The sequence below is a fragment of the Terriglobales bacterium genome (assembly GCA_035543055.1).
In the GTDB taxonomy this organism is placed as follows: domain Bacteria; phylum Acidobacteriota; class Terriglobia; order Terriglobales; family Acidobacteriaceae; genus JAIQFD01.
In genome coordinates, this window is the sequence record DATKKJ010000069.1 from 1 (window position 1) to 20,164 (window position 20,164).

At 65.0% G+C, this 20,164-nt stretch carries 18 protein-coding genes; 10 read left to right on the forward strand and 8 right to left on the reverse strand.

Going from position 1 to position 20,164, the window contains the following annotated elements:
* Positions 1 to 1,113: amidohydrolase (locus VMS96_05685; GenBank protein ID HVP42901.1), on the forward strand; the 1,113-nt coding region annotated here is incomplete at its 5' end.
* Here the strand turns inward: VMS96_05685 and VMS96_05690 are convergent.
* From VMS96_05690 to VMS96_05700, 3 genes are all read right to left on the reverse strand, one after another.
* Complete coding sequence (locus tag VMS96_05690; GenBank protein ID HVP42902.1) at positions 1,110 to 1,418, reverse strand: hypothetical protein; 309 nt, start codon at positions 1,416 to 1,418, stop codon at positions 1,110 to 1,112. The two genes, VMS96_05685 and VMS96_05690, sit on opposite strands and share 4 nt — an antisense overlap.
* Positions 1,419 to 1,867: 449 nt before the next feature.
* The gene (locus VMS96_05695) at positions 1,868 to 2,761 is read right to left on the reverse strand and encodes a hypothetical protein (GenBank protein HVP42903.1); all 894 of its coding nucleotides are present in this window, start codon (positions 2,759 to 2,761) and stop codon (positions 1,868 to 1,870) included.
* Between the two features lie 52 nt (positions 2,762 to 2,813).
* The gene (locus VMS96_05700) at positions 2,814 to 4,004 is read right to left on the reverse strand and encodes a lactate 2-monooxygenase (GenBank protein ID HVP42904.1); all 1,191 of its coding nucleotides are present in this window, start codon (positions 4,002 to 4,004) and stop codon (positions 2,814 to 2,816) included.
* Positions 4,005 to 4,263: 259 nt separating this feature from the next.
* On the opposite strand from VMS96_05700, the gene VMS96_05705 reads away from it, so the two are divergent.
* The 6 genes from VMS96_05705 (at position 4,264) to VMS96_05730 (ending at position 9,154) form a co-directional block, all read left to right on the forward strand.
* Positions 4,264 to 4,788: a PEP-CTERM sorting domain-containing protein gene (locus tag VMS96_05705; GenBank protein ID HVP42905.1), complete on the forward strand. Its 525-nt coding sequence runs from the start codon at positions 4,264 to 4,266 to the stop codon at positions 4,786 to 4,788.
* A 91-nt stretch (positions 4,789 to 4,879) separates the two neighbouring features.
* Positions 4,880 to 5,806, forward strand: coding sequence for a DMT family transporter (locus VMS96_05710; GenBank protein ID HVP42906.1), 927 nt, complete (start codon positions 4,880 to 4,882; stop codon positions 5,804 to 5,806).
* A gap of 152 nt (positions 5,807 to 5,958) precedes the next feature.
* Complete coding sequence (locus tag VMS96_05715) at positions 5,959 to 7,566, forward strand: Do family serine endopeptidase (GenBank protein HVP42907.1); 1,608 nt, start codon at positions 5,959 to 5,961, stop codon at positions 7,564 to 7,566.
* 141 nt (positions 7,567 to 7,707) lie between these two features.
* A complete protein-coding gene (locus VMS96_05720; GenBank protein ID HVP42908.1) occupies positions 7,708 to 8,181 on the forward strand; it encodes a peptidoglycan-binding domain-containing protein in 474 nt (157 codons plus the stop codon).
* A gap of 113 nt (positions 8,182 to 8,294) precedes the next feature.
* The gene (locus VMS96_05725; GenBank protein ID HVP42909.1) at positions 8,295 to 8,633 is read left to right on the forward strand and encodes a metalloregulator ArsR/SmtB family transcription factor; all 339 of its coding nucleotides are present in this window, start codon (positions 8,295 to 8,297) and stop codon (positions 8,631 to 8,633) included.
* Positions 8,634 to 8,647: 14 nt separating this feature from the next.
* Positions 8,648 to 9,154, forward strand: coding sequence for an SRPBCC domain-containing protein (locus VMS96_05730; protein ID HVP42910.1), 507 nt, complete (start codon positions 8,648 to 8,650; stop codon positions 9,152 to 9,154).
* A 51-nt stretch (positions 9,155 to 9,205) separates the two neighbouring features.
* Here the strand turns inward: VMS96_05730 and VMS96_05735 are convergent, their stop codons facing one another.
* Together VMS96_05735 and VMS96_05740 are read right to left on the reverse strand one after the other, a co-directional pair.
* Positions 9,206 to 9,835, reverse strand: coding sequence for a cation transporter (locus VMS96_05735; GenBank protein ID HVP42911.1), 630 nt, complete (start codon positions 9,833 to 9,835; stop codon positions 9,206 to 9,208).
* 1 nt (position 9,836) lies between these two features.
* The gene (locus VMS96_05740; GenBank protein ID HVP42912.1) at positions 9,837 to 13,091 is read right to left on the reverse strand and encodes a PAS domain S-box protein; all 3,255 of its coding nucleotides are present in this window, start codon (positions 13,089 to 13,091) and stop codon (positions 9,837 to 9,839) included.
* Positions 13,092 to 13,257: 166 nt separating this feature from the next.
* Between VMS96_05740 and VMS96_05745 the strand changes: the two genes are divergently transcribed.
* The gene (locus VMS96_05745) at positions 13,258 to 13,632 is read left to right on the forward strand and encodes an STAS domain-containing protein (protein HVP42913.1); all 375 of its coding nucleotides are present in this window, start codon (positions 13,258 to 13,260) and stop codon (positions 13,630 to 13,632) included.
* Between the two features lie 48 nt (positions 13,633 to 13,680).
* Here VMS96_05745 and VMS96_05750 read toward each other — a convergent pair whose 3' ends face one another.
* The gene (locus VMS96_05750) at positions 13,681 to 14,433 is read right to left on the reverse strand and encodes a CpsB/CapC family capsule biosynthesis tyrosine phosphatase (protein HVP42914.1); all 753 of its coding nucleotides are present in this window, start codon (positions 14,431 to 14,433) and stop codon (positions 13,681 to 13,683) included.
* 328 nt (positions 14,434 to 14,761) lie between these two features.
* On the opposite strand from VMS96_05750, the gene VMS96_05755 reads away from it, so the two are divergent.
* Positions 14,762 to 16,279: a S53 family peptidase gene (locus tag VMS96_05755; protein ID HVP42915.1), complete on the forward strand. Its 1,518-nt coding sequence runs from the start codon at positions 14,762 to 14,764 to the stop codon at positions 16,277 to 16,279.
* 125 nt (positions 16,280 to 16,404) lie between these two features.
* Here the strand turns inward: VMS96_05755 and VMS96_05760 are convergent, their stop codons facing one another.
* Positions 16,405 to 17,619, reverse strand: coding sequence for an aminotransferase class I/II-fold pyridoxal phosphate-dependent enzyme (locus tag VMS96_05760; GenBank protein HVP42916.1), 1,215 nt, complete (start codon positions 17,617 to 17,619; stop codon positions 16,405 to 16,407).
* 208 nt (positions 17,620 to 17,827) lie between these two features.
* Between VMS96_05760 and VMS96_05765 the strand changes: the two genes are divergently transcribed.
* The gene (locus VMS96_05765; GenBank protein ID HVP42917.1) at positions 17,828 to 18,337 is read left to right on the forward strand and encodes a DinB family protein; all 510 of its coding nucleotides are present in this window, start codon (positions 17,828 to 17,830) and stop codon (positions 18,335 to 18,337) included.
* 58 nt (positions 18,338 to 18,395) lie between these two features.
* On the opposite strand, the gene VMS96_05770 is transcribed toward VMS96_05765, so the two are convergent.
* Positions 18,396 to 19,934 carry an aldehyde dehydrogenase family protein gene (locus VMS96_05770; GenBank protein ID HVP42918.1) on the reverse strand — a complete coding sequence of 513 codons (1,539 nt, stop codon included), beginning with the start codon at positions 19,932 to 19,934 and terminating at the stop codon, positions 18,396 to 18,398.
* Positions 19,935 to 20,164 lie beyond the last annotated feature (230 nt).

Sequence of the window (20,164 nt, forward strand, 5' to 3'; positions counted from 1 at the left end):
ACCGGCATCATCCGCGAGGCGGTGTGGGACCAGTTCTACGCGGCGATGCCAAAGGCGTCGCCGGCGCAGCGCCGCCGCGGGATCGAGTTGGCGCTGCAGGAGGCGCGCGAGTGGGGCCTGACCTCCGTCCAGGACAGCATCACCGCCGAAGACGACCCCAGCGAATGGAGCGACTTCCTCCTCTACGAAGACCTGCAAAGGGAAGGCAAGCTCACGGTGCGCATCACACGCTGGCTGAGTTTCCACGAACCGGCGGACACGCTGGTCAAGCACCGCGCCCATCACCCCCAGGACGACCCCATGCTACACACCGGCATGGTGGGCGAGGTCTATCTCGACGGCTCGCTGGGTTCGCGCTCGGCGGCTCTGCTCCAGCCCTATAGCGACGATCCCGGCAACACTGGCATCGTCCGCATGGAGCAGGGCGTGATGAACGACAAGGCCGCGGAGCTCGCCCTGCAAGGATTCCAGGTCGGCTTCCATGCCATCGGCGACCGCGGCGCGCAGATGGCGCTCGACGCCATCGCCCAGGCGGAGGTGCGCTACAACTGGCGCAACCAGAGCTCGGCGGAGGGTCGCCGCGGCAATCAGTTACGCTTCCGCATCGAGCACGACCAGGTGATCGACCCGGCGCAGATCAGCCAGTTCGCAGAGCTGGGTGTGATCGCCTCGGTGCAACCCTCGCATCTCTTGACCGACATGCACTGGGCGCTGGCGCGGCTGGGTCCGGAGCGGGCGAAGACGTCCTATCCCTGGCGGTCGTTCCTGGCCCAGGGCGTGCGCCTGGCGTTCGGCACCGATTTCGCGGTCGAGCCGATGAACCCCTTCCGCGGCTTGTACGCGGCGGTCACGCGCCTGAGCGAGGACGGGAAGAGCAGCTACTATCCCGAGCAGAAGCTCACCATCGATGAGGCCATCGAGGCCTACACCGTGGGCTCGGCCTATGCCGAGTTCGCCGAGCGCGACAAAGGCCGGCTCGCCCCCGGGATGCTGGCGGACTTCATCGTCCTGGATCGTGACATCACCAAGACGCCGCCTGCGCAGCTCCTCAGGACGAAGGTGTTGGAGACCTACCTCGGCGGGAAAAGCGTGTACCCGCGGCCCCCCAACTAAAGGTCGTCTTCGGCGGGCGGCTCACAAGGGGCGGACTGCTGCTCGAGGGCGGCCAGCTCCGCGTCGATGCGTTCCAGCGAGGGCCAGTTCGGAGCGCTGCCCATCAGGGCGTACTTCCACGCGCTCTGCAGTTGCGATTGGCGGGAATCAATGTGAACCTGGCGGTAGCGGGCCTCGGCGGCGCAGATCGAGGCGTGGAGGTCTTCCAGCAACTTCCAGTCGGGGGGCGCTGTTCCCAGCAACACCCGCCAGAACAGGCACCTCTGGTCCCACAATGCGGCAGCGAGCTTTTGCTCCAGGTTCATGTCTTTACTGCCTGCGGCCACCGTTGATCACGGTAAGAACGGTGACTGGGGACCACTGCGCCGATATCCGCTCCAGGACCTCGTAGCGTTTGCCCAGCTCGCCTGGGAACGTGGGCCGGGCCACGCGGTCGTTGCGAACAGCGCCTAGGTTGCGCTGGACGATGAATGGTGCCGGTGTGCGATTGGCTGGCGCTGTCGATTGGGCTTTGCTCATATGACCACCCCACGCCAGTGGTTGGTGCAATCCCAGCGCCGCACTCGCAGAACCTGGAGCCGCGCCAATAACTCCTTACCCAGCAATGTGTTTGTTGGCCAGTTGTCCGTGCGGGGCAGGCTGATAGGGGAGATTCTTGAGTCAATTCACCCTAAGCCGAGCGGCTTGGTGCGGAATTTCGCAACAGCAATCGGTTCTGCCAGTCGTTTCGGCCTCGGCGGGCCGGAGCACTGGGTCACTCGTAAAGCAAGACCCCGTACAGCACCACGGTTTCGGTGTGGCGGCTGAACTCCAGCACGCCCGAGCCTCCGGTCAGGTGCTGGTTGAAGGTGCCGGTGATGCGATTGGCATCGACCTCGTAGCTGCCCAGGAAATCCTCGTCGCCAGGACAGTAACGCCCTGAGATCTTCATCACGAAAGCGCTGAAGCCGTCCTCGCCGGTGATGTTCATCGTGCCCTGCAGGGGATTGCAGCGCGCCGGTTCCACGGCCGCTTCCTTTTCCGGCGCCAGGCAGAGGCGGTAGGTCGCAGTTCCGAGCATGGCGTTCTTCAGCGTTCCGCTCAGGTCGAAGCGGCAATCCCCGCCAGCGTGGAGCTCAAGGCCGCCGGAGTAGGGGGCGACGGCTCGGAATTCCTTGATTTCGTCGCTGTGGTCCTCCGGCGCCGGCCCCGTGTAGTAGTAGACGGCGACTTTGCCGTCGGAGAGATGCTGAGTGAGGGTTTTGCCCTCGGCATCGAGGGTCCAACTGTCGGTCTCCTTGTAGCTCTGGTAGCCCAGGGCATCGAGCACATGCTGGGTGACGATCACCAGCTCGTCGGCTTTCCACGCCGCCCGATAATAGGCGCGCTCGATGCGCGTCTTGTAGCGGTCCATCTCCTTGCCGTCGGTGACGAAGACGTCGGTGCCGGTGACGTTGCCGTCAGTCTGGTAGATGAACTTGACCCGCTGCTTGCTCTGGCGTACGACCAGGATGTCGTCCTTCACGTAGGGCGCGGTGGTCAAGTCGCGATCGAGCTTCCAGATCCCGGAGAGATTGGGCCGCGACTTGGTGACCGGGAGAGCAGGCACGGCCAGCAGCACGATCGTCACAAGGATGCGCGCGGCCGCCGATCGCAGGGGGCTCGACATTGCTGGGCTGCTCCCGAGAGCGTAAGTGTAACGCAACCAGGGAGTGCGGGGACTAGTCCTTCGCCGGGGCCAGAGCCGCAGGGTCCAGTTCGGCGAGCGAGCTGTAGCCGCTCAAGCCCAAGGTCAGGTCGGTGTCGGCCAACAGGTTGAGCAGCACCTCCCGGACCCCTGGTTCGCCGGCAGAGGCCAGTCCCCAGATGTAGAGGCGGCCGAGGAGCACGGCGCGGGCGCCCAGGGCGATGGCCTTGATGACGTCGGCGCCGCGGCGAATCCCACTGTCGAAGAGTATGGGCACCTGGTCGCCGACCGCCTTGACCACGCCGGGGAGGGCGTCGAGTGACGCCACCGCACCGTCCACCTGGCGTCCGCCATGGTTGGAGACGATGATGCCGTCGGCGCCGTGCTCCAGCGCTTTGCGGGCGTCGTCCGGGTGCAGGATACCCTTCAGCACGATGGGAAGCTGGGTGTGCTCGCGCAACTGACGAAGGTGCTGCCAGGTCAGGCTGGTGTTGGAGAAAAGCGCTCCCCACAGGCGGATGGCCGCCGCCGGGTCCTCCTCCGGAGGCTTGGGCAGATGGCCGCGGAACACGGGATCGCTGAAGTAGTTGGCCAGTCCCTGTCCCAGCAGGAACGGCAGGTATGGATAACTGAGGTCACGCTCGCGCCAGGCCAGCATGGAAGTGTCGAGCGTGACCACCACCGCGCCGTAGCCGGCTTTTTCCGCGCGCCGCAGCATGCTGGCGGTGAGCTCCATGTCCTTGCCCCAGTAGAGCTGGAACCAGCGGGTAGCGGATCCCATAGCTTGCGCGACTTCCTCGATGGAGCGCGAGGAGACGGTGCTCAGCACGAACGGGACCCCGAGCGAGGCCGCGGCCCGGCTGGAGGCCAACTCCGCTTCCGAATGGACCATCCCCTGCACCCCGACGGGGCCAAGCAGCACCGGGGCGGGCAACTTCAGACCGAGCAACTCGATGGATAAGTCGCGCTGCGAGACGTTGCGCAGCATCCGGGGCACGATGCGCCAGCGGTAAAAGGCTTCGAGGTTGGCGCGGGCGGTCGCCTCGCCGCCGGCGGAGCCCGCCACGTAGTCGTAGGCTTCGGGCGTCAGCAGTTCCTTGGCCTTCTGTTCCAGGCGGGAGAGCGAGACGGGGACTGCCGGGCGTTCGCCCAACAATCCGCGCTGATAGATCTCCAGCTCGCGGTCCAGGCCACTGGACTGCCGCTGCGAGGGTGCAGGGTTCATGAAAGTTCGCGGATTATACATTTCCCCACGCTGCTGACATACCCGGGTGCCCCTACCCCCCACACCCCTGATCTCTTGATTCAAAGGACTTAGCACTTGTAGCCCTCTACCTGCCATTAATGTGCAACATCTTGCATCTCGATCACTGAAGTCGGTTACCCGAGTGCCATGTAAGTCTAATTGTTGCAACATTGTGAATTCTTCCCGAATGGGTCTTAAAATTGCGGCTAAGAGAATTGCACTATTAGGGGAACGCAAATTGAAACTGCTGGCGAAGATGTTTCTCACATTGGCGGGTGGGCTCTTGCTGATCCCGGTACCAGGTCGGGCTGACTCGATCACCTTCTCCATCATCACTACGGGCATTCCCATTTCGGCGAGCGGGACATTCACCACCGACCCGCTGTCCGGGGATTCATACCAGATAACAAGCATATCCGGGACTCTCAACGGAGAGTCGATGACGTTACTGCCTTACGGCACGTACGGGGGACCAAGCGACAACCTGCTGTTTGTGGACAGAGCTTCCCTCGACTACGGTGGGATTGCCTTCAGCGTTGGAGGCGTCGACTACAATCTGTATGACTACCACGGCAGTGACTACCTATGCGTAGTCGCTCCCCATACCTGTGGCGACACGCCACATATGCCCGAGAATTACCCGGCTCAGTTCACTTGGTCCAATACGACGACTGGGGCCGTTCCAGAACCATCCGCACTGGTCATGCTGGGCACCGGCCTGCTCGGTATTGGGGGCGCGGCACGCCGCAGGAGGCTGGGGTAGTCTGACAGCCGCCTGCCGGCGCCATCGCCGCACGCGGTGTCCCACACCGGCCCGCCCTTAGCAAGTGGGGGATGTCTGGTAATCTCCTCGCGTGTCCCGCTCCCTCAAGGCGCACCTGCTGTTGCTGCTGGCTACCTTCTTCTGGGGAGCCACGTTCGTCCAGATCAAAGACGCCCTGCGGCAGGTGACGCCGTTCACCTTCAACGCCCTGCGCATGATCCTGGGGGCGGTTACCCTGGTCCTGATCTATCGCCGGCACTTGAAGCACGTGCCGCCGGCGACCTTGAAGGTGGGCGCGCTGCTGGGCGCACTGCTGTGGGCCGGATACTCCTTCCAGACCAAGGGCCTGGTGTACACCACGCCCTCCAAGTCGGCGTTCATCACTGGAGTATCCACCGTGCTGGTGCCGGTCTTCCTGGGCCTTTTCTGGCGGCGCAGCATCAACCGGCGCACCGCCCTGGGCGTCGCCCTGGCCATGATCGGCCTGTACCTGCTGACGGTGCCCGCGGGCCAGGGCCTCGGACTCGCGGCCATCAACCGCGGCGACCTGTTGACCCTGGGCTGCGCCGTGGTCTTCGGATTCCAGATCATCGTCGTGGGCAAGGTCATGCTGCACCACCGCTTCGAGCAGGTCGGGCCGCTGCAGATCGTGGCCGCGGCCACTTTCATGACCGCCACCGCGCCCCTGATGGAGCATCCCGCCATCGTGTGGTCGCCGCGGGTGATCGCCGCCATCGTGGTCACCGGCCTGTTGTGCACCGCCGCGGCCTTTACCATCCAGGCCTGGGCACAGCAGTTCCTGCCTCCCACCCACACCGCGCTGATCTTCCTGATGGAGCAGGTATTCGCCTGGCTCACCAGCTTTCTGGTCTTACGCGAGCGCCTGGGATACCGCGCCAGCGCCGGATCAGTCCTGATCCTGGGTGGCATCCTGGTCGCCGAACTGAAGGGCACCGCCGAGGAGATGAAAGCGGAGTTGGGGGCGGAAGCCGCCGGTTCCGAAGCGGGAAATGCGTGACTCGGATAACGAATCTTCTGTAGGGCGCGTCTAATCTAAGTACACAAAGGCTCTGATTCTTCAGTGACCCTGATCCAGCAACTACCCTGCGCAAGGCGGGTTCTTCCCCGTGGGTATAATGATGGATTGGTGTCTTTGCCGGAGGGAAGGTAATGGATCCGCGTACAAGCGGGTGGTTCAATCGTTTCAAAGCTCGGGGGGGCGCCTCCACGCTGCTGGTGATCGCCACGCTGGCAGTCGGTATCCTGATCGGCACCGTGGTGACGCACGGGGTGAAGGGCAAGGAGAGCAAGAACCCCAGTGCGGACGCGGCGCAGCTGCAAGTGCCGGCGCCGCAGCAGTTGAGCTCCACGTTCTCCACCATCGCCAAGCAATTGGAGCCGAGCGTGGTGAACATCAATACGGAAGCCACGGTCAAGCCCCAGGCGAATCCGCACCGGCGACGCCGCAGCCCGGGCGGGCAGCAGCAGCAACCCGACCCGCAGGACCCGTTCCAGGACTTCTTCGACCGCTTCTTCGGCGGGCAGGGCGGGGATGACGCGGGCCCGGGCAGCGACCAGGGCATCCGCGAGCGCAGCCTCGGCTCGGGCGTCATCGTCGATCCCAACGGCTACATCGTCACCAATGAGCACGTGGTAGACAAGGCGGACCGCATCCGGGTGCAGTTGCAGAACGATCCTCCGGGCGTCACCTATGACGCCAAGGTCATCGGCACCGACAAAGAGACCGACCTGGCCGTTATCAAGATCGAGGCCAAGAAGCCGCTGCCGGCGGCCAAGCTGGGCAATTCCGACGGCATGCAGGTGGGCGATTGGGTGCTGGCCATCGGTAGCCCCTTCGGCCTGGAAGAGACGGTCACCGCCGGCATCGTCTCCGCCAAGGGACGCAACATCGTGCCCCAGCGCCAGTTCCAGTCGTTCATCCAGACCGACGCCGCCATCAATCCGGGCAACTCCGGCGGGCCGCTGGTGAACATGAACGGCGAGGTCATCGGCATCAACACCGCCATCTTCACCCAGTCCATGGGCTACCAGGGCGTGGGTTTCGCCCTGCCTTCGAACACCGTGGTCAGCGTCTACAACCAGCTGATCTCGCCGGAGCATCGCGTGACCCGCGGCTCCATCGGAGTGCTGTTCAACGCCCAGCCCAACCCGGCGCTGCAGCGCGTCTATGGCATCAAGAACGGGGTCATCATCGCCGAAGTCACGGCCGGCAGCCCCGCCGACCAGGCGGGCCTGAAGGTGGGCGACGCCATCATCGCGGTGGACGGCAAGGCGATCAAATCCGGTGACGAGCTGGTTTCCGAGATCGCCAGCCGCAAGCCCGGCACCAAGACCAAGCTCACCTACATGCGCAACGGCAAGGAGGGAACGACCACGGTGACCATCGCCGACCGCGCCAAGCTGTTCAGCTCGCGGCTGGGCGGCGAGGAACCGGAGAGTGGAGGCGAATCGCAACCCATCGAATCCAAGCTGGGCCTGAGCGTGCGCGCGGTCACGCCCGACATGGCCGACCGGCTTGACATCCCGGCGGGTAAGGGCGTCATCGTCTCCGACGTCAAGCAGGGCTCGTTCGCCGACGACCTGGGCTTCAGCCGCGGCGACGTCATCCTGGAAATCAACCGCCAGCCGGTGAACAGCGAGGACGACTTCCGCAAGATCACCGCGCAGTTGAAGAGCGGCCAGGACGTCGCCTTCCTGGTACGGCAGGGAAGAGGGCGCAATGCCGGCACCATCTTCCTCAGCGGTACGCTCCCGTAAGTAACCAGCAGCAGCCATCATTTCGCTGGCGCAATGGCATCCAAAGATGGCATGATGCCGTTGCGCTGGCGGATTTCTCGCCGGCGCGACTGGTTTCAACAGGTGCAGTTGCTCCGGCAGATCCCAGCCTTGAGGTGCGATTTGCGAATCCGGTTCTCGACCTTCCACCATATAGCAGCGCTGCTGGCGACGCTCCTGATGTTCGCCAGTGTCTCCCCGGCCACGACCCAGAAGACCACGCAGAAGAAGAGTTCCAGCAAGCCCGCCAAGCACTCCACCAAGAGCAAGAAGAGCAGCAAGAAGACCGCAAGGAAGGTGCGCGGGCAGCGCTCCATCGACGAGCAGCGCGCCCAGCAGATCCAGACGGCGCTGATCCGCGAGCACTACCTGGACGGCGAACCCAGCGGGCAATGGGACCAGCGCACCAAGGAAGCCATGCAGCGCTACCAGGCCGATCACGGCTGGCAGACCAAGACCGTCCCCGATGCGCGGGCGCTCATCAAGCTGGGCCTCGGCCCCAGCAAGGAGAACCTGATCAACCCCGAGACCGCGGCCACGGCCGCCGTCCCCGCCACGGCGCCCGAGAGGTCCGGCGGCTCCGCCTTCCGCCAGTAGCACCGCAGGTCCCCGCGTTCCCCCGGCCGCGCCCCAGGGCGCGGTTTTTACTTGACACGGCGAATTCCGTAACCTTATCGTTACGTATTATGCGAAACCAAACGGTTACGCATTTGTCGGCCCTGGCCTTCCCGGCGCTCTCCGACCCGACCCGGCGCGCGGTGCTGGACCTGCTGCGGCAGGGGACCCGGCCGGCGGGAGAGATCGCGCGCTCGTTCCCGGTCTCGCGCCCCGCCATCTCCAAGCACCTGCGCCAGCTGCGCCGCGCCGGCCTGGTGCGGGAATATCGGCGGGGACGCCACCGCTTCTACCAACTCGATCCGGCTCCGCTCCGGGCGGTGGACCACTGGCTGGAGCACTACCGGGTCTTCTGGGACAACAAGCTGGGCGCGCTCAAGTCTTTCGTGGAAAGAGAAGGGTCGCGCCGGCCGCAGCGAGCCAAGCACAGGTAAGAAAGGATTTTCTGATGACCGCAGCAAAACCCATTCCGGAACAGGATGCCGTCTCCCAGGAGATCGAGATTGCAGCCCCGCCCGAGCGCGTGTTTCGGGCACTCACCGACCCCAAGCAGCTCTTCACTTGGTGGGGCAAGGAGCCGACCGTCGAACTCCTGACCTTCGACATGGATGCGCGCCAGGGCGGCAAGTACGTCTACCGCTGCAAGCCCGCGCCGGGCGAGATGCACGGGGACGTGGGCGAGCAGTTGCGCAAGCGCGGCCTTGCCGAGTTCGAGTGCCACGGTGAGGTGCTGGAGATCGATCCGCCGCGCCTGCTGGTCTGGAGCTGGATCGCCAACTGGCACGAGCATCCGGAGGCCCGCACCATCGTTCGCTGGGAGCTGACGCCCACGGCGAGCGGCACGCGGGTGCGCGTGACCCACAGCGGCCTGGCCCAGGAACCCATCTCGCGCAAGGACTACGGTCAGGGGTGGGCCGGAGTGCTCAACCTGCTCAAGAACTTTCTTCAGGGGTAACCGCGTTCGGGCGGCCCACCCTTTCGCCGATCTTGGCGCAGGGTGGTCCGCTCAGTCACAGGAGCAGCGTTTTCCGGTAAGTGCTTCCCGGCCTTCGTTGGCGATGATCGGGACCATCAGCAGGGCAGCCACGGGGTCGGCCCACCACCAGCCCAGCGCCGCATTCAGCAGCAGCCCGGCCAGCAGGATGGCGGAGAGATAAGCGCAGAATTCGGTCTGCTTGGCGTCGGCGGCCATGGCGGCGCTGTTCAGCGACGCCGCGACCCTGCGCTTGGCCCGCGACAGCAGGGGCATGGCGGCCAGGGAGACCGCAGCCAGCACGATCCCGGGCAGGCTGCGCTCCGCCGCCTGGTGACGCCACAGCGTCTCCACCGCCTCGTACGCGATGTACAGGGCCAGTGCCACGAAGCAGCCGCCGACGATCTTCAGGCTCTTCTGTTCGATCCGCTCCCGTCGCGCAGGGTCGTCATCCACGCCCATGCGCCACAGCAAGGCAGCGCCCGAAGTCACTTCGATCAGGGAATCAATGCCGAACCCGACCAGGGAGATGCTGCCGGCGACCGCGCCGGCGACCAGCGCCACCACTGCTTCGGCACTGTTCCAGAGGATGGTGAAGATCTCCAGCCGGCGGCCGCGGCGCGAAACCGCCGCCCGGTCGAAGGTGATGGGCGGAGCGTCCACCTCAACTTCCAGTCTCGGCGGCTTTGGCCCTGGCGGAGTCGAGCACCTCGCGTACCGTGTGCATGAGAGTGTCGGTGGTGAAGGGTTTCTGCAGGAACTTGGTGCCCGGGGTGAGCATGCCGTGGTGGATGATGGCCTCGTCGGTGTAGCCCGACATGAAGATCACCTGCATCCCGGGACGCGAAGGCGCCAGCTTTTGCGCCAGTTCCCGGCCCGACATCTTGGCCAGCACCACGTCGGTGAGCAAGAGGTGGATGGATGTTTTGTGCCCATCAGCCAGCAGGGCGGCTTCCTCGCCGTGCCGCGCTTCCAGGACTTTGTAGCCATTGCGGACCAGCACCTGGCGGATGAGGGCGCGCACCCCGTCCTCGTCTTCCACCAGCAGCACGGTCTCGTTGCCGCGGTGGCTCTCGTGGCCGACCTCGCCCGACTCGGCGCTTACCGCTTCGTCGCTCACCCGCGGGAGATACACCTTGAAGGTGGTGCCGCGGCCCGGCTCACTATAGACCCAGATGTATCCCCCACTCTGCTTCACGATGCCGTACACGGTCGAGAGCCCCAGGCCGGTGCCCTTGCCTTGGTCCTTGGTGGTGAAGAAGGGCTCGAAGATGTGGGACTGGGTCTCGGCGTCCATGCCCATGCCGGTATCGCTGACCGCCAGCATGGCGTAGGGCCCGGGCGCGACGGTCACGTGCTCGCGCGCGTAGAAGGAATCGAGCTCCAGGTTCTGGGTCTCGATGGTGAGCTTGCCGCCGCTGGGCATGGCGTCGCGCGCGTTGACCGCGAGGTTCATGATGACCTGTTCCACCTGGCCGGGGTCGGCCTTCACCCGGCCCAGCTTGGGATCGAGCACGGTGTGCAGCTCGACGTCCTCGCCCAGCAGCCGTCGCAGCAGCTTGTCCATGTTGGCGACCACGTTGTTCAGGTCGATGATCTTGGGGGCCAGCACCTGGCGGCGGCTGAAGGCCAGCAACTGGCGGGTGAGGGAAGCGGCGCGGTCGGCCGCCTTCTGGATCTCTTCGACCTCGGCGCGCATGGGGTCGTTGGCTCTCAGTTCATCCAGCATCAGCTCGCCGTAGCCCTTGATGACGGTAAGCAGGTTATTGAAGTCGTGGGCGACGCCGCCGGCCAGCCGTCCCACCGCCTCCATCTTCTGGGATTGCAGGAGCTGGAGTTCGAGGGCGGCGCGCTCGGTGATGTCCTCGGCGATCATCTCAAAGGCCGCCACGCGCCCGCGCAGGTCGCGCACCGTGCGCCCGCTCAGGCGGACGGTCAGCGGGCTGCCGTCCTTCTTTTTCCAGCGCGCCTGGATGCTGTCGATGCGGTCGCGCTGCCCGTGCTCGGTCAGCAGCCGCATGCGCTCCTCGGCGTCCCAGTAGATGTCCCGCGAGATCTTCAGCGCCAGCACTTCCTCGACCGAGGAGTAGCCGAGCATGGACACCAGGGCCGGGTTCACGTCGAGGAAGCGGTCTTCGATCGCCGAAGAGCGATAGATGCCGTACACGGCGCTCTGCACCAGGGTGCGGTAGCGCGATTCCGAGTCCCGCAGGCGCTCCTGGCTGCGCTTCTGCTCGATCGCGCCCGCTACATGCTGGGAGACGAAGGTCAGGATCTCCGCTTCCTTCTCGCCATAGCGCACGTTGGGCTCGTAGGTCTGCACCACCAGCACCCCGAAAGTCTGGTCGCCGTGCTTCAGCGGGACCCCGACCCAATCCAGCGAGGCCGCCCCGATGCTCTCGGCCTCGCCGCTGGCGACCAGCTCGGCGAAGCGCTCGGGCGTCGCCAGCAGCGGCTTGCCGGTCCGCAGCACGTATTCCGTCAGGCCTTTGCCCAGCGGCTTCGGCGCCGGCGTGGCGTCTTCCTGGTCCACGAAGTAGGGGAAGCTCAGCAGCTGCGTCTCCGGGTCATAGACCGCGATGTAGAAGTTCTTGGCGTACATCAGCTCGCCCACGATGCGGTGGATGGCGGCGTAGAGCTGCGGCAGTTCGCCGGCCTGGCGGGCAGTATCGGCGATGCGATACAGGGCAGTCTGCAGACCCTCCGCCCGCTTGCGCTCGGTGATGTCCACGGCCGTAGCCAGGATCGCCTGCTGCCCCTCGAACTGGATGACGCCGGCGCTGAAGTCGAGCCAGCGCGTCTCCCCGGACTTGGCAATGATCGGGAACTCGTAGCGCGTCAGCACGTTCTCCCCGCGCTGCCGCGCCGCCGTCCTCCGGCGAAGCAGTTCCATGTACTCGGGGTGGACCAGGCGCCAGGGTCCGTGCTGCAGCAGTTCCGCCCGGGAGTAGCCGGAGATCTGCTCGCTGGCCGGGTTCAGATACAGGAACCGTTCGCCATCGTGGATATAGATGGCGATGGGAGCGGTCTCGGCCACCGTGCGGAACTTGCTTTCGCTCTCGCGCAACGCCTCCTGGGCCCGTTTCTGCTCGGTGATGTCGCGAAAGATCAGGTACATGGCCGTCTGGCTGCGGCTCAGGCTGATGGGCGTGGCCAGCATGGAGACCTGCACCACCGAGCCGTCCTTGCGGCGGCGCGTGGTCTCCACGTTCACCGGCCCGCCGCGGCTCAGCGTGTCGAGGATGAACCCCGATTCGGCGCGCCGCTCTTCGGGCACGATCATGTCGATGTCCCGGCCGACGCATTCCCCGGGTCCGTAGCCGAACAAACGCTGGAATTCCCGGTTGACCCGCACGATGGAGCGTTCGTGGTTGAGCAGGGCAATGGCTTCCGGGGCGCTGTCGAACAGTTGCTCGAGGTAGGCCTTCTGCACCCGGAGGTCGTCCTCGGCGTGCTTGCGCTCGGTGATGTCGAAGGCCGTTCCCAGGATGGCGGGGGCGCCTTGGAACTCGATGACCGTGGCCGTGAAGTCGAGCCAGCGGATACCGCCATCCTTGCGGATGAGCTTTCGTTCCTGGCGCGCCGGGGCCGGCTCGCCCCGCAGCCGCGCCTTGGCCATCTGCACCGCCATCTCGCGCTCCTCCGGCGAGCTCAGTTGCCAGTACGGCATCCGGAGGAGCTCCTGGCGGGAGTAGCCGCTGATCTGTTCGCACGCCGGGTTAACGTACACGTAACGGTCGTTCTGGACGATGAAGATGGCGGAGACGGTGGTCTCGGTGACCGCCCGGAACTTCGCTTCGCTCTCCCGCAGCGCCTGCTCCGCGCTGGACGCCGCACGGAGTACGGTCTTGCCCGCGGCGCCGCCCGACGGACTGGACTTTCTTGGTTTGGCTTTCGGTCTTTTCGCTTTTCCGGGCATGCGTAGGAGCGCTGGCCGCCAGAGTTTTTCTTATATCGCAGTTCGACGGCGTGACCCAAGCGAAATGCGTGCCTGCAACCACCCTGGATAGCGCTCCGGGCCTGCGCCCCTTGTACTTCGCAGCGGGCGGAGCTACCCTCTTGGCGCAGCAGATTGACAGGTGCTTATGCCGCTTCAGATCAAGGTCTTGAGATTGCCCCAGGCCACCGTCGTGGAATGCATCGGCCGGGTCGTGTTCGGCGACGAAACCACGCTGCTGCGCTCCGAGGTCAAGAAGCTCATCGCCGAGAACCCGCTCGTGGTGCTCGACTTCGCCCAGGTGCGCGACATCGACAGTGGTGGCGTCGGGACCCTGCTGGCCATACTGACTTCCGCCGTCTCAGCCGGGGGGACTTTGAAGCTGGCCCGCATCAACGAAAAGGTCCGGCAAACCCTGAGCATCACCCGCTTGCTCGGTGTCCTGAGGGCGTACGACACGGTCGAGCTGGCCGTCGCCGCCATGCCCTCCGACGCCAAACCCGCGACCGGGACCCAGGGATGACCTCGCAACCCACCGTGCTTGGCGTGTTCCCGCGACGATGCTGTCAGGTCAGCGCCGGCGTCCGGGGCGGGCAGCCTCCGGTTGAGGTCGGAAGGGGACTGGTTCGCCGTTGATGATGGCGCGCGGATTGTCATCCACCAGCGCTCGCGCCACATCCTGGCCGCAGATCTTGGCCGCTGCCTCACGCCCCGCAGAGAGCACAGGAGGCCGGCGGACGGGATCATGGGCGTCGCTGGCCAGCACGTGCACGGCTTCGTGCTCCAACAGCCAGACCGCCGATTTCTGCGCCGACTCTCCCCACCTTCCGGCCAGCGATGATGCCGTCACCTGCACCAGGCAGCCCAGTTCCAACAGCTTCAGGATCAGGCCGGGATCGCGCTGCATCAGCAGGTTCCGTTCCGGATGGGTGACGATCGGGACCACACCGGTATTGCGCAGCCTGACCAGGGCATCGCGCATGGGTGGCGAAAGCGCGAAGTCGCTGAACTCGACCAGCAAGTACTGCGAGTTGCCGATGGTGAACCGGGTCGCGTCCGCCAGGGCCGCACGGACGTTCTCGTAGGAGAAATGGAAATCGCAGCCCAGGGTCAGCATCGGCCATTCCCCGGCGATTCCCTGCAATCGGGTCAGCTTGCTGCGCAGCAGGCCCCGGTCATAGGCGTATTCGTCGTTGGCATGAGGGGTGGCGGCGATATGAGTCACGCCATCGGCGGCGGCGACGCGGCACATCTCGGCGGCTGCGTCCCAGTCCTTGGCGCCGTCGTCCACCTCGGGCAGGATGTGGCAGTGAATGTCGACCATGGCGTGAAATCAGATTGTAACAGTCGCAGGTTGCAAACTTTTTCACGCGTTGCCCGGGTCCCGGTCCCCGACGGCTGGAATCATGCAGATTCGCGCTGCTCCAGCGTTTTGCACACTCGAGTGCAACCTTTTGCATCTTGACTTCTCCTGCTGCGGCGCGAACAATGGCGCGCATTTCACGGGGGCCAGTTTGTTCGGTTCACTGCCTTCTCGCTTCTCTCCAGGGCCCCGCAAGCCAGCAAAGGCGGCGACCGATTCCGCAGGTCACCTCCGAGAAAGTGTATTGATGCGGCTTTTTCCTACCCATGCTTGCCAGGAGAGATTCTGCATGCAGAAACTACTCATTCGCACCTCGATTCTGACGCTGGCCCTGCTCGTCGGGTTCGCGTCAGTTGCGTCCGTAGCCGCCGACCGTCCGCCAGCCGGTAGCAAAACGGCCAAAGTACACCCCGACGCCCTGCGTGGCCCGAATGCGATCCCCACCGGCGTCACTGACCCCGGATATGGGCTATTCAGCTGCCAGGTCGGACTGAGCGTAGGACAGTGCTACGACCCGTTTCAGATGCGGCATGCCTACAACGTGGACAACCTCATCAGCAAAGGCTTCGATGGCACGGGGAAGACGATCGTGATCATCGATGCTTTCTCGCACCCGAATATCGAGAGCCAGCTGGCGTACTTCAACAGCTTCTATGGCTTGCCGCAGATGAATGCCGGTCCAGGCACACCGACCTTTACCCAGGTGGCCCCGGACGGTTTCGGTCCGTACGATCCCGGATGGGCCGAGGAAATCTCGCTGGATGTCGAGTGGGCGCATGCCATCGCCCCCGGCGCCAACATCGTGCTTGAGCTTGGCGCGGACAACTCCGACGTCGCTCTCCTCAGCGCCTTCAACGACGCGGTCAACAACAACCGCGGCGACGTCATCTCGATGAGCTTTGGCGAGTCCGATACCTGTCTCGGTCCGGATCTCACCGCAGCCTGGCACCAGGCGTTCGTGAAGGCGACCAAGAAGGGGATCACGATTTTCGCTTCCACAGGCGACGAGGGAGCGGCGCAGCCCTCCTGCGACGGCAGCTCGTGGATCAAGTCCACATCCTCGCCGGCCTCCGACCCTCTGGTGACGGGCGTGGGCGGGACCGAGCTGCATGCCGCCGACTACTGTCTCGTGTCACTCGGGTGCGACCCGGCCAGCAACCCTGCCCCAGGCACCTACCAGAGTGAGATCGCCTGGAACGAAGGCCCGCCGTACGGAGACTTCCAGCCCTATTTTGACAGCACGATCGCCAGCGGGGGCGGCTTCAGCACGGTCTGGGACAAGCCTTATTACCAGCAGGGGACAATCCGCGGGAAGATGCGCGGAGAGGGCGACGTCTCCTACAACGCCGCCGTCCTGCACGGCGTTCTCACCTATCTGAATATGCCGGGCGTTCCAGTCGGCTTCTATCGGTTCGGTGGCACGAGCGCGGGCTCGCCTCAGTGGGCGGCACTCACCGCCATCGCGGACCAAACCGTAGGCCATAACTACGGGTTCATCAACGCCGCCCTGTATAACATGGGGCTGATCCAGGCGCTGGGCTTCCTCAAGCCCTTCCACGACGTCACCAGCGGAACCAACTCGGCACTCGAGTACGACGCCTCCAACAACCCGGTCGACATCACTGGGTACAGTGCCGGACCGGGGTGGGATGCGGTGACCGGTCTCGGTACACCGAAGGCCTCTGATGTCATTGCCGAGCTGCCGTGGTTGTGGTCCCCGGCCCAGGGGAAAGCCGCCATTGCACAATCGCAACCGCATTCGGAGGGCAAGTCTTGGAATGGACGGCACGAGCACAGGCCCCATTGATCGGCGGGAGGCGCGCGCAACTCGCCAACTGGGGCACGCGCATTTCCTAGCTGAAGATGAAGTAGAGTCCTGAAAGGCGGAAAGCCGCCGGGTCCTCCGGCGGCTTTTTTCATTCCCGGGAAAGACTATTCTCCGTAGCGCTCGCGTAGGAATTCCGCGATGGACTGGTAGGCGCGGCCCAAGGTGGCTTCATCGGGCAGGAAGACGATGCGGCAGTGCTTGGTGCCCGGCTTCTGCCCGAAGCCGCTGCCATGCACGACCAGCACGTGCTTCTCGACCAGCAGGTCTTTTACGAAATCCAGGTCGTCGTCGGGGATGTCGAGCCGGGGATAGGCATAGAACGTCCCCTTGGGAGCCACGCAGCTCACGCGCTTGGTCGAGTTCGCCCACTGCACGGTGAGGTCGCGGCGGCGGCGCAGCTTGGCGTTCATCTCCGGGACGTGGTCCTGCGGGCCTTCCAGCGCCGGTTTGATGGCGTACTGCGTCGGGTGATTGGAGCACAGCCGCGCCCGCAGCAGCTTGTGGATGGCCTCGATGTACGGCTTGATCTGGGCGGCGTCGCCGGTGGCGATGCCCCAGCCCACCCGCCATCCCGGCGCCAGGTAGGGCTTCGACAGTCCGCTGAAAGTGATGACCGGAAGATCGGGCGCCAGCGTGGCCAGCGAGACGTGCGGGCAGTCGTCGTCGAGGATGAGCTTGTCGTAGATCTCGTCGGCCAGGATGACCAGGTGGTGGCGCCGCGCCAGCTCGGCGATCGCCTCCAGCTTCTTGCGCGTGTACACCGCTCCCGTCGGGTTGTTCGGATTGATGACCACGATGGCCCGGGTCCGCTTGCTGATCTTGCGCGCCATCTCCTCCACGTCCGGCTCCCAGCCGTTGTCTTCGTCCAGGAAGTAGGGATTGGGCGGCGAATCGATCTTCGCCAGCACCGCCGAGTACAGCGGGTATTCGGGACTGGGCGCCAGCACGTCCTCGCCGGGATTGACCAGCGCGGTCAGGCACGCTTCCACCGCTTCGCTGACCCCGGCGGTGACGAACACGCTCTGGATGTTCTTGAACCCGTGCCGCTCGGCGTCGTGGCGGATCGCCACCAGCGCCTCCTGCACCCCCAGTGAGGGCGCGTAGCCGTTGTGCCCGTCGCGCATCGCCTTCTCCACCGCGGCCACCATGTGCGGCGGGGTCGCGAAGTCGAACTTGAGCGGATCGCCGATGTTCAGCGGCAGGATGGTGTGGCCCTGGCGCGCGACTTCGTCGGCCAGCACGGCCAGATCGCGGATGGCGTAGCGCACGTTCTCCATGCGCAGGGCGGCGATGATCTCGGGGACGGAAGCAGTAGCCATACGTGCAGATCTACCTTTACCGGCGTCATCCTGAGGCGCTCTTGCGCCGAAGAATCTCGCGTGCCGCGAACCCAGCATGAGTGCATGCAAGATGCTTCGCGGCCATGACGCCTTCCTATGACGTAACGATTGTACAAGCCAACAACAAAAAATGTGTCCCAGGACGAATCGCGTGTGTCCTATGACGGTATCCCAAACGGAGGAAGCAATGGCGATCGCGCAGTCTCTTTTACCCGAGTTCGATCAGGAGATGGCCAGCACGCGCAGGACCCTGGAGCGCGTTCCCGACGACAAGTTCGGCTGGAAGCCGCATCCGAAGTCCGGCACCATGGGTTGGCTCGCCGGACACGTAGCCAACCTGCCCAGTTGGCCTACCTCCATCCTCGGCGGCGATTCTCTCGACATCAATCCTCCCGGCCAGCCGGCGCCCAAGTCACCCAGCATCGGCTCGCGCGCCGAGTTGCTCGCCGCATTCGACAAGAACCTGCGCGAAAGCCGCCAGGCCATTGCCGCCGCCAGTGATCAGGAGCTGATGAAACCCTGGAGCCTGCTCTCCGGCGGCAAGACCATCCTCACCCTGCCCAAGGTCGCCGTGCTCCGGAGCTTCGTCATGAACCACCTCATCCACCACCGCGCGCAACTGACTGTATATCTGCGTCTCAATGACGTACCCGTCCCCGCGCTGTACGGTCCCTCCGCCGACGAAGGCGGCTTCTGACCAATGAAACCGGCCCGGCATTGCGCCGGGCCGCTGCCTCCTGCCTCCTGCCTCCTGGCTACTCGGGTCTGTCGATCTGCGCCTTCTGCAGCTTGTCGCTGTAGTCCACGTACACCGACTTCCACTCGGTATAGAAGTCGATGGCGCCGATGCCGCCCTCGCGGTGCCCGTTCCCGGTCGCCTTGGTGCCGCCGAAGGGCAGGTGCACCTCGGCCCCGATGGTGGGCGCGTTGATGTAGGTGATCCCGGCGTACAGGTCGCGCATCGCCTTGAAGGCGTTGTTGACGTTCTTCGTGTAGATGGCCGACGACAGCCCGTACTCGATGTCGTTGGCGATGTCGATGGCGTCGTCCAGGTCGTTGCAGGGAATGATGGAAACCACCGGCCCGAAGATCTCCTCCTGGGCGATGCGCATCTTGCGGTCCACGTCGCCGAACACCGTCGGCTCCACGAACCAGCCGTAGCGGTGATCGCCCGACTCCAGGCGCTGTCCGCCGCACAGCAGCTTGGCGCCTTCGCCCCTGCCGATCTCGACGTATTGCAGGTCGGTCTCCATCTGCGATTTGTTGACCGCCGGGCCCATCTCCACCGACTCGTCGAGCCCGTTACCCACTTTCAGCCGCTTGGCGCGCTCCACGTACTTCTCCACGAACTCGCGGTAGATGCCCTTCTGCACGATGATGCGGCTGGTGGCGGTGCAGCGCTGTCCGGTGGTGCCGAAGCCGCCCCACAGGCCGCCGTCCAGCGCCAGCTCGAGGTTGGCGTCGTCCAGCACGATCATCGGGTTCTTGCCCCCGAGTTCCAGCGAGCAGTGCTTGAAGCTCTTGGCGCAGGAGGTGCCGACGATGCGGCCCACGTCGGTGGAGCCGGTGAGCGAGACCGCGCGGATATCGGGGTGCTCGGTCATCGGGTTGCCGATCTTCGAGCCGAAGCCAGTGACGATGTTGACCACGCCCCGCGGCACGCCCGCGTCGGTCAGCGCCGACACGAAGTTGAAGACCGAGAGCGGCGTGTCCTGTGCCGGCTTGATGACGCAGCAGTTGCCGGCCACGATGGCGGGGAAGAGCTTCCACGACGGGATGGCCATGGGGAAGTTCCACGGTGTGATCATGGCGCAGACGCCCACCGGCTGGCGAATGGCCATGGCGAACTTGTTGGGCAGCTCCGAGGGGACGGTGGGGCCGAACATGCGCCGCCCCTCGCCCGCCATGTAGTAGCCGGTGTCGATGGCTTCCTGCACGTCGCCCCGCGTCTCCTTGATGATCTTGCCCATCTCCCGCGTCATGTCGCGCGCGAACTGCTCCTTGCGCTGCTCCAGGACGCGCGAGGCCGCGTACAGGATCTCGGCCCGGCGCGGCGCCGGCACCAGCCGCCACTTCTTGAACGCCGCCTTGGCCGCTTCCACCGCGGCTTCCACGTCCCTGGCGCCGGATTTCTGGAAGATGCCGACCACCTCGCGGGTGTCGGCCGGATTGATGTTCTCGAAGGTCTCGCCCGTCGCGGCTTCGACCCACTCTCCGTTGATGAAGTTCTTGTAGACCCTGGGGCTGGTCTTGCGCTCTGAGCCTGCGGCGACTCCGACCGTATCGGTTGCCATGATGACAGATGCCTCCGTGTCCCGAAGTGCAAACCATTCATGCTATCCCGGGCGCGGGAAGAGTGGCAAGGGAGGGGGAAGGGCAATCGGCAAGGCGTCCCCGAGCGCAGTTTGTGGCTCGTTCTTTTTCTGCACTGCTGGCCGGGACCCAGTTTGCCGCTGAACGACGCACGGCTCTTTGATCCCCGACATCTGGAGAGATCACCTCACGGCCACCCGTGAGCGCGGTC